Origin of the sequence: Salipiger bermudensis (genome assembly GCF_020171625.1) — a bacterium.
Taxonomy (GTDB): Bacteria; Pseudomonadota; Alphaproteobacteria; order Rhodobacterales; family Rhodobacteraceae; genus Salipiger; species Salipiger bermudensis_B.
Genome location: NZ_JAIUZY010000005.1, coordinates 121973 through 132876, shown reverse-complemented (window position 1 = coordinate 132876; position 10904 = coordinate 121973). Strand labels below are relative to the sequence as shown.

Here is a 10904-nt window from a genome sequence, read left to right as displayed (position 1 = left end):
GGGAATTTCTGGGTTTCGTCTTTCCATCTGCCTCAAGCTACCTCAAGTTGCACGAGGGAGCGCACTGGGAGGAGTTCGAACGAAAATGGAGATGATCGAATCCGAGCGGCGGCGGAACGCGATCGTCGCGCTGCTGACGCGGCATGGCGAATTGCCGGTGGCGGCGCTGGTCGAAGAGATGCGCGTTAGTGCGCAGACGATCCGCTCCGACCTGCGCGCGCTCGACGAGGCGCGCGTCGTGCGCAGGCGTCACGGTGCGGTGAGGCTGAACAACCATCACGAGAATCTGGGCTATCAGCCGCGTCAGAAAATCGCATCGGACGAGAAGGCGCAGATTGCCGCGGTGGTCGCAGCGCAGATCCCCGACGGCGCGACCGTCGCGCTGGGCACCGGCACCACGGTCGAAGCGGTGGCGCACGCGCTGGCGGGGCACAAACGGCTGACCGTGGCGACCAACAGCCTGCACGTGGCGCTCGCCCTGCGCGGCAGCGCGGAGGTGACGGTGCTGATCGCTGGCGGGCAGCTGCGCCCGGGGGATCTCGATGTGATCGGGCCGGACAGCCTCGCGTTCTTCGGCGGGCTGAATTTCGATCACGCGGTGTTCTCGGTCGGAGGGCTGTCCGAGGCCGGTGCGCTTCTGGACTTCACGCCCGACGAGATTCAGGCGCGAAAGGCGATCATGTCCTGCGCCCGCCACCGCACCCTGGTGCTCGATCATACCAAGATCGGCCGTGCGGCGCCGTTCAGCTGGGGCGACGTGTCCGCGCTCGAGCGGATCGTTAGCGGGGGCGACCTCCCCGCCGATGTCGCACGCATGGCGCTGGAGGCGGGCTGCGAGGTCGTGGGGCTTTAGATCTCAGGGCCTTCTGCGCGCGATCGGCTGAGAGGCAAGGCGCATTTCCCGACCTGCATCACCGTCGGCGCGACTCAGGGCGCTGTGGTTCGGTGGTAGGCATGGGCAAAAGCGGGGGTCTGAAAACAAGAAAACCCCGGAACATCATGTCGCCATGACCTTCCGGGGTTTTCCATGGTGCCCAGGAGAGGACTCGAACCTCCACGACCGTTAGGTCACTGGTACCTGAAACCAGCGCGTCTACCAATTCCGCCACCTGGGCACAGGTGGTGTGAGGAGGGCGTTTAAGGGTCGTTACACTCGCCGTCAAGCAGGTTTTTTCGGTTTGTTTTCCATCCCGCTGCCACGCACCTTGCCGGGCCTCGCCCGGGCCGGTATTCAGGGCTGGAAACCCTGGCAGCAGGAGCATGGGCAATGAGCAAACTCGTCACCATTTACGGCGGATCCGGGTTCGTGGGGCGCTACATCGCGCGGCGTATGGCCAAGCTCGGCTGGCGGGTCCGCGTGGCCGTGCGCCGGCCCAACGAGGCGCATTTCGTGCGCCCCTATGGCGTGGTCGGTCAGGTCGAGCCGGTGCTGTGCAACATCCGCAACGACGAGTCGGTGCGCATGGTCATGCAGGGCGCCGATGCGGTGGTGAACTGCGTCGGAACCTTCGATGCCCGCGGCAAGAACAACTTCGATGCCATTCAGTCCGAGGGGGCGGAGCGCGTGGCGCGTATCGCCGCCGAGCAGGGCGTCGCCCGCATGGTGCAGATCTCGGCCATCGGCGCCGATGCCGACAGCAAGAGCGATTACGCCCGCACCAAGGCCGAAGGCGAGGCCGCGGTACTGCGCCACATGCCCGACGCGGTGATCCTGCGCCCGTCGGTGATTTTCGGGGCCGAGGACCAGTTCTTCAACCGCTTCGCCGGGATGTCGCGCATGGGGCCGGTGCTGCCGCTGGTCGGCGCCGACACCTGCTTCCAGCCGGTCTATGTCGATGACGTGGCGCAGGCCGCGGTGATGGGCGTGACCGGCGCGGCGGCGCCGGGCGTCTACGAGCTTGGCGGCCCGGACCGCGAGAGCTTCCGCGACCTGATCGGAGAGATGCTGAGCGTGATCCGCCGCCGCCGCTTCATCGTGAACATTCCCTTCGGCATCGCCTCGGTGATGGGCTGGGTGTTCGAAGGCATCCAGCGCCTGACCGGCGGACTGTTTTCGGCGCAGATCACCCGCGATCAGGTGAAATCGCTGCGGCGCGACAACGTCGTCTCGGACGATGCGAAGGGCTTCGCGGAGCTGGGCATCACGCCGACCTCGCTCGAGGCGGTGCTGCCCGACTACCTCTGGCGCTTCCGCCCCTCGGGCCAGTACGACGCGATCAAGGAATCGGCCCGCGGCCTGCGCTCGGAGTAAGATCCCGGGCGCCGTTCTGACCATTTGTGGGCGTGAAGAGCTGTCGCACGCGCCAGCCTGCCGGGCCGCACAGATAGGATCGCCTAGGCGCGTCCTGATCCGGCGCGCCGAGCCCGTTCAATGCAGCGTCTTCAGCCGGCGGAACGTCGCGTCGTTGCAGCAGCCCGGTGGGGGCGCGCTCGACGGGCCGGTCAGGTGGCCCAGCCAGTGTTCGCAGCTCTCGACCAGCGCGCAGCCGCGGCAGCTGGTCACCATCCTGGCATACTGATCCGGCTTCAGGTGCCCGGCCAGCATCGCCTCCGAGAGGTTGAGGTCCATGACACGGGCCACGCTGCGGGTCAGCCAGAAGTGGCGGGCGGGATCTCCCAGCCTCTGGGGCATCGGCTTAGTCCTTCATGTCGTCCTGGAGTGCAGCGAAGTGGCGGCGGTTCGCGCAGCCTTCGGGGGTGGCCCGAGGCCCTGTCGCGGGGTCTGACAGCCAGCGTCGGCAGCCGTCGGTCCATTTGCAGGCGCGGCAGCGATGCGCCATCGCGGCCCAGTCCTCCTGGCTCAGCGCGCCATGTTCGGCGGCGCCCACCAGATCGGTACCGTTGGCCCGCGCCATGCGTTGCACGCGCCAGTAATGAAGCTTGGTCGCACCGAGCGGTCGGTTGGGCCGGGGATCGAGCATCGTTCCGTCCTCCCTCATCGGTTCAGGTGTCGCGCAGCGCGTCGAACAGGGTTGTGTTGCGGCAATAGCCGGGGGCCTCTGGCGCTGCGCCCTTCTGAGCTGAGAGCCAGGTCTCGCAGTCGCAAGGCCGGGTGCAGCCGGTGCAGCCGAGCACGGCATCGTCGATCTGCGAGGCGGTGACCCTGCCACGCATCATCTGTTCGTCGAGATCGATCCCGAGCGTGCCGGCCATGCGGTCGACAAGCCGGGCATGGCGGGTGTAATCGGTGCGGCCGGGCATCGTCATATCTCCTGCAGGTTGCAGCGTTGAACGGCTACAATCCTAGCAGGGCAGGGCGGGCCTGCCCTTGATGCAGGTCAACCGACGGGACGCGCTTAGTTGGTGGCGTAGGCCGCGGCGGTGCGCCTGACGATCGCGATGCGGGCGCCGTTGGGCGGGTGGCTGCCGAGGAACTTCTCGCCGGGATCTGGGATGCGCATGAAGAACTCCGCCCCGAGCACCGGATCGTAGCCCGCGCGCATGGTCAGGATGGTGCCGAGCTGGTCAGCCTCGAGCTCGTATTCCTTGGAGAAGCTGCGCGCGCCGACGCTGGCGCCGAACTCCTCGGCGGAGCGCACCGTCGCGGCATCGGCGCCAGACATCTCGGCCAGACCCGAGAAGATGATGGCCCCTATGACGGCGTCCTCTTCGACGCGGGCCAGATGGCCGAGAATGTGGTGCGAGGCTTCATGCCCCATGACAAAGGCCAGCTCATCGGCATTCTCGACCGAGGCGATGAGCGCGAGGTTGAAGGCGATGATCGGGCGGCCCTGCCGGTCGAGCGTCTGGAAGGCGTTGGCCTCCTGCCCGGGCCGGTCGTCGACCACGATCAGGTAATCGCAGTTGAACTGCGGCGACGAGCGGCGGCATTCGGCCTCGGCGATGGGCTCGATCCGGCTTGCCACATCGACGAACTGGCGAATGGCACGGTCTGCTTCGGCGCGCGTGGCGGATTGCTCCGGTCTCACGGAGACGGGCGTGACCTCGCAGGCGGCGAGCAGCAGCAGGAGGGCTGGAAGCAGGAGGCGGAGGATCAAGAGCAGGCTCCCATCGCAAGGGGTTTCGACCAGCATAGGTGCCGCGTGCCCGCAGCGCCAGTGGGTCGCTGTCGCGGGATCGGGGGTGTGGCGTTTCGGGATAGGCAGCGTATTCCGGCTGGGCTAGGCTGATCTCATGTTTAGCATCGAGCACGAATTCGACGCCACGGTCGTCACCCTCGTCGACGAGGGCAGCAGCTATCTCCAGGAAGACGTGATCGTCATGGGGTTCGAGGACTGCATCACCGTCGAGCAATACGATCCGCGCACCGACAAGGTGCACAAGATCACCCTTTCCATGACCCAGATGCGCGACCTCGCGGCCGCGATCAGCCTGCCCGAAGGCGTCTATGTGCGCGACGAGACTGACGGGGACGGAGAGGATGGCGACGCCGAGGCGTGAGCTTTCGGGCGTCGGTCTCGGTCAAGGCTGTCCCGCGCGCCGACCGCGCTCGCAGCCCGTCGCGCATCCTGTGGCCAAAGGTCGTCAAAGCGCCCTTCGGGGCCTCGCAGAGCCGTTCCAGCGCGACCGCGACCGCAAGCCTGTCGATGAGCTGAGGGTCGTCGGGCCGCAGTACCAAAGCGGCCCGCACGGTCGTCGCGGAGGAAAAGCCTGAGGGCAGCGGCCTCAGGATCACGCCTCGTCGCGAAACGCCGACACGATCTCGTTCACGAACCCCAACTGCGCGCGATTATGAAGCGGCAGCGCCACCGCCTGTTCGATCCTCGCGAAGCAGTCGGGAACGACACCGAACCCCGCGTCTTCCTGCGCGGCGAGGGTGTTGCGGATGCCCGCCAGTGCGGACCCTTCGCCCGACCGGAACCGCTCGAGCGCCTCTGCGGGAGACGCCGCGACGATGAGAGCTTCGGGCTTTGCGAGGGGTTCGAGCTGCGCGTGATAGGCGGCCCCGCGCGCGCTCAGGATTGGATCGCCGGAGGCCAGAACGTCCGAACACCGCAGGTTCGGCGCGCGGTCGCGCACAAGGAAGGTCGCCTCGACGGACCGGTAGGGATCGCTGAAGGCGATCCGGTCCGCCCGCGCGGGATCGATGGCGAGAAAGGCGATGTCCCACTCGCTGCCGACCGCATCGACGACCGAACGTGCGTTCGGATACTCGACCGGCTCGAGCCGCAGCCCGGCCGCTTCGGCAAGCCTCTGGGCCAGCGCGTAGGCGACCCCGGCATAGGCCGCGCCGTCCTTCCGGATCAGCGCGGCGTTGTTCATGTTCAGCCCGACGCGCAGCGTGCCGTCCTGCCCGAGCGCGTCGCCTGTCAGTCCCATTCGGCCCGCCGCGCGAGAGCTGCCTTGCGAAGAAGGCCACTGTCCACGTCGACCGCGATGAAGCGCGCGCCGGCGTCTTTCGCCTCGCGCAGGAAGTCCTGATCCAGCGACAGGATGCCCGCCGGAACGCCCAGCCGCTCCAGCTTGGCGAGGGCTTCGAGGATCGCCGCCTTAACCTCGGGATGCGACGGCTCGCCGGGATAGCCGAAACTGGCGGCCAGATCGGCAGGCCCGATGAAGACACCGTCGACGCCCTCGACGGCGGCGATCTCTTCGATCCTGTCGAGCGCCTCGCGGGTTTCCACCTGCAACAGCAGGCAGATCTCTTCGTTGGCCCGCTGGGCATAGCCCGAGACCGCGCCGTAGCGGGTGGCCCGGGTGATTCCGGACACGCCGCGGATGCCCTTCGGCGGATAGGTCACGGCGGCGACGGCCGCGCGCGCCTCGTCCGCGGTCTGGACATAGGGGATCAGCAGGGTCTGGGCGCCGGCATCGAGCAGCTTCTTGATCTCGACCGGATCGTTCCAGCCGGGGCGCACCACGGGGCTCGTGGGATAGGGAGCGACCGCGCGCAGGAAGGAGATCGCTTCCGCCGGGCCGACCGGGGAGTGCTCGGTGTCCAGCATGACCCAGTCGTAGCCGCAGCCGGCCAGCAATTCGGCGACCGTGGGGTCGCACAGGGAATGCCAGATGCCGATCTGGCGACGGCCCTCGCGGAGGGCGGCTTTGAAGGTATTGGGAGGAAGTTTCATGATACTGATCCTATTCGAAGCCGACGCCGATCGAGCCAAGCTCGCCGTAATCCGCCGCGATGACATCGCCGGACTTGATATCCACGGGGCGCGTGAAGGCACCGCCGAGGACGATGTCGCCCTTCTTCAGGCCATCGCCCAGCGGTGCCAGTTTGTTGACGAGCCAGGCCAGGCCCGCGGCGGGGTGTCCCATGACGGCCGCGGCGAGGCCAGTTTCCTCGATCACGCCGTTCTGCGACAGGGTCGCGCCGACCCGGCGCAGATCGACGTCGAAGGGCCGGATCGGACGACCGCCCAGCACGATGGCGCCGAAGGCGGCGTTGTCTGCGATGGTGTCGACGATCTGGCGGGGGACCTCGGTGCGGTAGTCGATGATCTCGAGTGCGGGTTGCACGAATTCCGTAGCGCGCAGCACGTCGTGGATCTGGCACCCCGCTCCGGACAGGTCCTCGCCCATGATGAAGGCCAGCTCGACCTCCAGCCGGGGCTTGATGAAGGTGCCGGCGGTGATCCGGGCGCCATCCTGAAACAGCGCATCGTCGAGGATCACGCCATAGTCGGGCTCGGTCATCTTTGAGGCCTGCTGCATGGCGCGGCTGGTCAGGCCGATCTTGCGCCCGACGATCCGCGCGCCGGCCGCGATGCGTGCCTCGGCCCAGCGGCGCTGCACGTCGTAGGCATCCTCGAGGGTCATGTCCGGCCATGTGGCGGAGGGCTGCGGGCAAACCTCACGGGACCGTTCGGCGGTCAGGATCGCATCCGCCGCCGCCTGGCGGTTCTGGTCGCTCAACATGTCAGTCTCACTTGATTGGTGGAATGGGGAGGCGGGATTCGCCGGGTTCCATGAAGAGGGTATGCTCGAGGGTGTACCACTCGCCGATGTCGCCCTCCTCGGGGTGCGGCCCGTCATGGCGCTCGAGCTTGCCGATCAGCGCTTCGGTCACGCCGAACTGCACGTCCGATGTCAGGTAGTCGGTTTCGTCCACGTAGGTCTGGTTGATCAGCGTCTTGAAGCCCTGCTTGTGGGCAAGCACATGCACATGCGCCGGGCGATAGGGGTGGCGGTCCTGCGCCTTGAGCAACTGGCCGACGGTGGTGTCGGTCGGGATCGGGTAGCCGATCGGCTTGACCGACTTGAAGCGCACGATCCCCTCTGCATCGGTAATGAACTTGCCGCGCAGGTTGTAGTCCGCCTGGCTTTCATCCTGGTTCTCGTAGAGCCCCACGGGCGAGGCGTGCCAGATATCGACCTCCAGCCCCTCGACCGGGCGCCCGTCCTGATCGTGAAACCGGAACAGACCGTAGAGTCGCGGCCCGGGCGTGTCCGAGCGCAGGATCGAGCCGCCGTTTTCGGTCAGCGGCTGGTTCATCCGCCAGAACGGGCCGAGCAGCGACTGCGTCGTCTCGGTGGCGCCGCCATCGCCGTTGTTCAGCAGGCACACCAGCGAGGACACCCCGAGCGAGCCTGCCATCAGCACGAACTCGTTGTGCTTGTCGTTCGACTGCTGCCCCATCGTGTTGAGGATCTTGGTGGCGGCCTGGAACTCCGACTCGCTCAGCCGCACATCGCGCACGAAGCCGTGCAGGTGGGTGATGAGGGAGGTCATGATCTCGCGCAGGCGCGGATCGTCGGTTTGCGCCATGACGGCCTGTACGGCCGGCGTCACGTCGCGTTCGCTCTTGATGATCGTCATATCGCAGCCTCCGTCGATCGTTCCACAAGCTGGCAGATGCGCCGCACGCCGGCGGCATAGCCTTCGATCCCGAGGCCCGCGATGACGCCGTCGGCGCGATGCGACACGTAGGAATGGTGGCGGAATGCCTCGCGCTTGTGGACCTGGCTGATATGGACCTCGATGACCGGCGGCTCATAGGTGTTGAGCGCGTCCAGAATGGCGACCGAGGTATGCGTGAAGGCAGCGGGGTTGATCACCATCCCGCAGGTCGTCTCGCGGGCCTCGTGGATCCAGTCGATGATCTGGCCTTCATGGTTCGATTGCAGCAGCCGGATATCGAAATCCTCGGGGCAGGCGGCCTCACAAAGTCGGGTGACATCCTCGAGCGTCTCATGGCCGTAGATCTGCGGCTGGCGCTTGCCGAGCAGATTCAGGTTCGGCCCGTTCAGGACCACGATGGTCTTCATGTCGGCTGTCCTTCCAGAAGGGCGGTGGTGGCGGAGTGAATGGCGCGGGCGCGCTCCGCCGGAGGGCGGGGGTCGTCCGCCGAGGGCAGTTCGACCGAGACGATGGTCTCGGCAGGCAGCGCGGCCACGATCTCGCGCAGGGGCAGGCCGCCCTCACCGGGCAGGAGACGCCCGCCGCGGGCCTCGGCGATCAGGTCGTCGGTGGTGCTTGGGCGCTTGGCCGGCGCGTCACAGAGCTGGGCCGAGACCACGCGGCCTTCGGGCATCGCCGCGATGCCTTGCGGCGTGCCGCCGCAGCGCAGGTGATGCAGCGCGTCGACGAGGTAGGCGGCGTTGGACGCGCCGGATTGGTCGATCAGCTCCAGGCAGGCCTGGGGGCTGTCGATGCCACGCCATGCCATGCATTCGAGATCGACGCCGAGACCGCGTTCCTGTGCCAGCGCGCAGACCTGCGCGAAGCGATCGGGCAGGCCGTCGAACAGGTCGGCGCAGGTGTTCACGCGCCTGCCGCCAAGCTCCGCCGCCGCATCCATCGCCGGGATCAGTGACCGGGGGTCGAGGGTGCGGTCGATGACCACCGTCTCGATGTCGTAGAGCGCGACTCCCTCGCCCTCCATCACGCGGCGCAGCTCCGAAACGTCCTGCGTGGCGGGAAGGTAGTGGAGCCCTCCCGGCGCGACGGGGTGAAACCGAAGGCCCACGAAGTCGAACCCGGACTGCCGTGCCAGCCTGACGAGCTCGGTGGGGGAGAGGTCGAGAAAGGTGAAATGGCCGAGGCCGAGCTTACGGGTCATTCGGAGACCTTGGGCAGCTCTGCGGCGATCAGGCGGCGCAGGTTGTTGGTGGATCTCTCGATATGTTTGCACAGCAAGTCTGCCGCGTCGTCGGCGCGCCGCTCGACTGCCGCCTGCGCGATGGCCGTATGTTCGTCGATGACCTCGCGCTGAATGCCGACCGCCTGCAGGTAGATGTGACGATACCGGTCATTCAGGTTGACCAGTGAGTTGTACATCTTCAACAGCAGCGGCATGTCGCAGCGCTCGATCAGGGCAAGGTGAAACGCGTTGTTGGCGGCTTCCCATTCGGCCAGGCTGGCTTCGTCTCCGGCGATGCGGTCGGTCTTGTTGAGGCGGTAGAGCGCCGCCATCACCGACGTCTCCCAGTCGAGGCCGCCATTCGCGATCGACCGGCGCAGCGCGTAGGGCTCGAGCTCGATGCGCAGCGCGCTGACCTCGTCGAGATTGGCGACCGAGGTCGGGGTGACCGTGTAGCCGCGCTGCGTGGCGACCTCGATCAGCCCATCGGCGACCAGGCGGGTCACCGCCTCGCGCAGCGGCGAGAGGCCGACCCCCATCGTCGTGCGCAGCTGGTCGAGGTTCAGGCGCGCGCCCGGCTTCAGGATCCCATGCAGGATGTCGTGCCGCATCCGCGCCTCGACCTGGCCCGCAATCGTCGGCTTGCCGACGGATTTCGGGGCGGTGTCCGGTGTTCTGGCTGTGGCATCCAACGTGGTCATGGGGCGCGTCCGAAGTTTCTATGACTGGAAGATTTCATGGCTTAGTATCGATGTAAAGATTTAAAATCGATTTCTCTAGACTGGGTGGATTTCTTTCTCTACTCCTCGAATCATTGGATTCGGCGCGGCCGGTGACGGTCGCCCGAATTGAAAATCAGGGAGGAGACACATGTCATTTTCGGTTACTCGGCGGGCTGTACTGGCCGCCACCGCGGCGCTCGCCGTCACGTCCGGCAGCGCGTTCGCTCAGGACAAGGTTCAACTTCGGCTGTCGGCGGTGAATTCCGAAACCGATCAGCGCGCCGTCGCGATGACCGAGGTTTTCGGGCCGGCGGTTGCCGACTTCGCGGACTTCGAGCCGCACTGGAACGGCACGCTCTTCGCGCAGGGCAGCGAGCTTGAGGCGATTGCCTCGGGCGATCTGGAGATGTCGATCACCGCGGCGCAGGAGCTGGCGACCTTCTTCCCCGACTGGTCGATCTTTGCCGCGGGATACGTGATGCAGGATGCCGACCATCAGGTCGCCGTGTTCAACGATCCGGTGATGGACCCCTTCAAGCAGGAAGTCCGCGAGCAGCTCGGCGTGCATCTGCTGGCGCCGATGTATCTTGGCCGGCGTCATGTGAACCTGCGTCAGACCCGCGAGGAAATCGACGTGCAGACGCCCGCCGACCTGAACGGCGTCAACCTGCGTATGCCGGGCACCGATGCGTGGCAGTTCCTTGGCCGGGCGCTCGGGGCGAACCCGACCCCGATGGCCTTCTCCGAGGTCTACACCGCGCTTCAGACCGGCGCCGTGGATGGGCAGGACAACCCCCTCCCGACCGTCGTGGACTCGAAATTCTACGAGGTGACGAACCAGATCGCGCTGACCTCGCATCTCGTCGACTGGAACTTCATCGCGGTCTCTGCCGAGCTGTTCGACAGCCTGCCGGCGGAGCAGCAGGAGGCGCTGACCTCTGCCGCGGTCGAAGCCGCCAAGTCGGGTCGCGAGGCGCAGCTCGCCCTCGAAGAAGAACAGGTCTCGTTCCTCAAGGAGCAGGGGATGGAGATCTACGAGCCCGACGTCGCGGCGTTCCGCGAGGCCGTGCAGTCCGCCTATCTCGAGAGCGACTACTCCTCGGCCTGGCCCGAGGGCGTGCTCGAAGCGGTCAACGCGCTCGGCAACTAAGACCGGGCACGCCGCCGTTCGCCTTTGGTCCCGCGCCGCCTT

General features: G+C 66.7%; 15 protein-coding genes and 1 tRNA gene. 4 read left to right on the top strand and 12 right to left on the bottom strand.

All coding sequences use genetic code 11. From position 1 onward, the window contains the following. Window positions 1–85: 85 nt before the first annotated feature. A complete protein-coding gene (locus tag LCM15_RS10065; RefSeq protein ID WP_224855974.1) occupies window positions 86–853 on the top strand; it encodes a DeoR/GlpR family DNA-binding transcription regulator in 768 nt (255 codons plus the stop codon). Between the two features lie 175 nt (window positions 854–1028). Here the strand turns inward: LCM15_RS10065 and LCM15_RS10060 are convergent. Further along, window positions 1029–1115 (bottom strand) — tRNA-Leu (locus LCM15_RS10060). A 152-nt stretch (window positions 1116–1267) separates the two neighbouring features. On the opposite strand from LCM15_RS10060, the gene LCM15_RS10055 reads away from it, so the two are divergent. Then, a complete protein-coding gene (locus LCM15_RS10055) occupies window positions 1268–2251 on the top strand; it encodes a complex I NDUFA9 subunit family protein (RefSeq protein WP_224855972.1) in 984 nt (327 codons plus the stop codon). Window positions 2252–2368: 117 nt separating this feature from the next. Here LCM15_RS10055 and LCM15_RS10050 read toward each other — a convergent pair whose 3' ends face one another. From LCM15_RS10050 to LCM15_RS10035, 4 genes are all read right to left on the bottom strand, one after another. After that, a complete protein-coding gene (locus tag LCM15_RS10050) occupies window positions 2369–2632 on the bottom strand; it encodes a DUF6455 family protein (RefSeq protein ID WP_224855970.1) in 264 nt (87 codons plus the stop codon). A gap of 4 nt (window positions 2633–2636) precedes the next feature. Beyond that, entirely contained in the window at window positions 2637–2921 is a 285-nt protein-coding gene (locus LCM15_RS10045) for a DUF6455 family protein (RefSeq protein ID WP_224855968.1), read from the bottom strand. Between the two features lie 22 nt (window positions 2922–2943). After that, window positions 2944–3201 (bottom strand): DUF6455 family protein, encoded by a 258-nt coding sequence (locus LCM15_RS10040; RefSeq protein ID WP_224855966.1) that lies wholly within the window; start codon window positions 3199–3201, stop codon window positions 2944–2946. Window positions 3202–3296: 95 nt separating this feature from the next. Beyond that, on the bottom strand, window positions 3297–3998 hold the full coding sequence (locus LCM15_RS10035) for a M48 family metallopeptidase (RefSeq protein ID WP_224855964.1): 702 nt from the start codon (window positions 3996–3998) through the stop codon (window positions 3297–3299). A 136-nt stretch (window positions 3999–4134) separates the two neighbouring features. Here LCM15_RS10035 and LCM15_RS10030 point away from each other — a divergent pair, with 136 nt between their 5' ends. After that, window positions 4135–4401 (top strand): hypothetical protein, encoded by a 267-nt coding sequence (locus tag LCM15_RS10030; protein WP_224855962.1) that lies wholly within the window; start codon window positions 4135–4137, stop codon window positions 4399–4401. Between the two features lie 231 nt (window positions 4402–4632). Here the strand turns inward: LCM15_RS10030 and LCM15_RS10025 are convergent, their stop codons facing one another. Genes LCM15_RS10025 through LCM15_RS09995 form a run of 7 tightly spaced genes read right to left on the bottom strand, consistent with a single transcriptional unit; the run spans window position 4633 to window position 9691 of the window. Then, the gene (locus LCM15_RS10025) at window positions 4633–5280 is read right to left on the bottom strand and encodes a transporter substrate-binding domain-containing protein (protein ID WP_224855960.1); all 648 of its coding nucleotides are present in this window, start codon (window positions 5278–5280) and stop codon (window positions 4633–4635) included. Next, window positions 5271–6032 (bottom strand): HpcH/HpaI aldolase family protein, encoded by a 762-nt coding sequence (locus tag LCM15_RS10020; RefSeq protein WP_224855958.1) that lies wholly within the window; start codon window positions 6030–6032, stop codon window positions 5271–5273. The genes LCM15_RS10025 and LCM15_RS10020 overlap by 10 nt, the downstream gene beginning before the upstream one ends. Before the next feature lie 10 nt (window positions 6033–6042). Further along, window positions 6043–6825 carry a 2-oxo-hept-4-ene-1,7-dioate hydratase gene (gene hpaH, locus LCM15_RS10015; protein ID WP_224855956.1) on the bottom strand — a complete coding sequence of 261 codons (783 nt, stop codon included), beginning with the start codon at window positions 6823–6825 and terminating at the stop codon, window positions 6043–6045. A 7-nt stretch (window positions 6826–6832) separates the two neighbouring features. Continuing rightward, window positions 6833–7726 (bottom strand): dioxygenase, encoded by an 894-nt coding sequence (locus LCM15_RS10010; protein WP_224855954.1) that lies wholly within the window; start codon window positions 7724–7726, stop codon window positions 6833–6835. Then, window positions 7723–8175, bottom strand: a complete 453-nt coding sequence (gene aroQ, locus LCM15_RS10005) for a type II 3-dehydroquinate dehydratase (protein ID WP_224855952.1) — start codon at window positions 8173–8175, stop codon at window positions 7723–7725. Before aroQ ends, LCM15_RS10010 begins: the two co-directional genes overlap by 4 nt. After that, complete coding sequence (locus LCM15_RS10000) at window positions 8172–8969, bottom strand: sugar phosphate isomerase/epimerase family protein (protein WP_224855950.1); 798 nt, start codon at window positions 8967–8969, stop codon at window positions 8172–8174. The genes aroQ and LCM15_RS10000 overlap by 4 nt, the downstream gene beginning before the upstream one ends. Continuing rightward, window positions 8966–9691 carry a GntR family transcriptional regulator gene (locus tag LCM15_RS09995; protein ID WP_224855948.1) on the bottom strand — a complete coding sequence of 242 codons (726 nt, stop codon included), beginning with the start codon at window positions 9689–9691 and terminating at the stop codon, window positions 8966–8968. The genes LCM15_RS10000 and LCM15_RS09995 overlap by 4 nt, the downstream gene beginning before the upstream one ends. Window positions 9692–9860: 169 nt before the next feature. Between LCM15_RS09995 and LCM15_RS09990 the strand changes: the two genes are divergently transcribed. Beyond that, complete coding sequence (locus LCM15_RS09990; RefSeq protein WP_224855946.1) at window positions 9861–10862, top strand: sialic acid TRAP transporter substrate-binding protein SiaP; 1002 nt, start codon at window positions 9861–9863, stop codon at window positions 10860–10862. Window positions 10863–10904: the final 42 nt, after the last annotated feature.

Coding starts and splice junctions, on each gene's coding strand:
- LCM15_RS09990 (WP_224855946.1), top strand. CDS start 9,861: ATGTCATTTTCGGTTACTCGGCGGGCTGTACTGGCCGCCACCGCGGCG.
- LCM15_RS10055 (WP_224855972.1), top strand. CDS start 1,268: ATGAGCAAACTCGTCACCATTTACGGCGGATCCGGGTTCGTGGGGCGC.
- LCM15_RS10000 (WP_224855950.1), bottom strand. CDS start 8,969: ATGACCCGTAAGCTCGGCCTCGGCCATTTCACCTTTCTCGACCTCTCC.
- aroQ (WP_224855952.1), bottom strand. CDS start 8,175: ATGAAGACCATCGTGGTCCTGAACGGGCCGAACCTGAATCTGCTCGGC.
- LCM15_RS10010 (WP_224855954.1), bottom strand. CDS start 7,726: ATGACGATCATCAAGAGCGAACGCGACGTGACGCCGGCCGTACAGGCC.
- LCM15_RS10040 (WP_224855966.1), bottom strand. CDS start 3,201: ATGCCCGGCCGCACCGATTACACCCGCCATGCCCGGCTTGTCGACCGC.
- LCM15_RS10020 (WP_224855958.1), bottom strand. CDS start 6,032: ATGAAACTTCCTCCCAATACCTTCAAAGCCGCCCTCCGCGAGGGCCGT.
- LCM15_RS10045 (WP_224855968.1), bottom strand. CDS start 2,921: ATGCTCGATCCCCGGCCCAACCGACCGCTCGGTGCGACCAAGCTTCAT.
- LCM15_RS10065 (WP_224855974.1), top strand. CDS start 86: ATGGAGATGATCGAATCCGAGCGGCGGCGGAACGCGATCGTCGCGCTG.
- hpaH (WP_224855956.1), bottom strand. CDS start 6,825: ATGTTGAGCGACCAGAACCGCCAGGCGGCGGCGGATGCGATCCTGACC.
- LCM15_RS09995 (WP_224855948.1), bottom strand. CDS start 9,691: ATGACCACGTTGGATGCCACAGCCAGAACACCGGACACCGCCCCGAAA.
- LCM15_RS10030 (WP_224855962.1), top strand. CDS start 4,135: ATGTTTAGCATCGAGCACGAATTCGACGCCACGGTCGTCACCCTCGTC.
- LCM15_RS10050 (WP_224855970.1), bottom strand. CDS start 2,632: ATGCCCCAGAGGCTGGGAGATCCCGCCCGCCACTTCTGGCTGACCCGC.
- LCM15_RS10025 (WP_224855960.1), bottom strand. CDS start 5,280: ATGGGACTGACAGGCGACGCGCTCGGGCAGGACGGCACGCTGCGCGTC.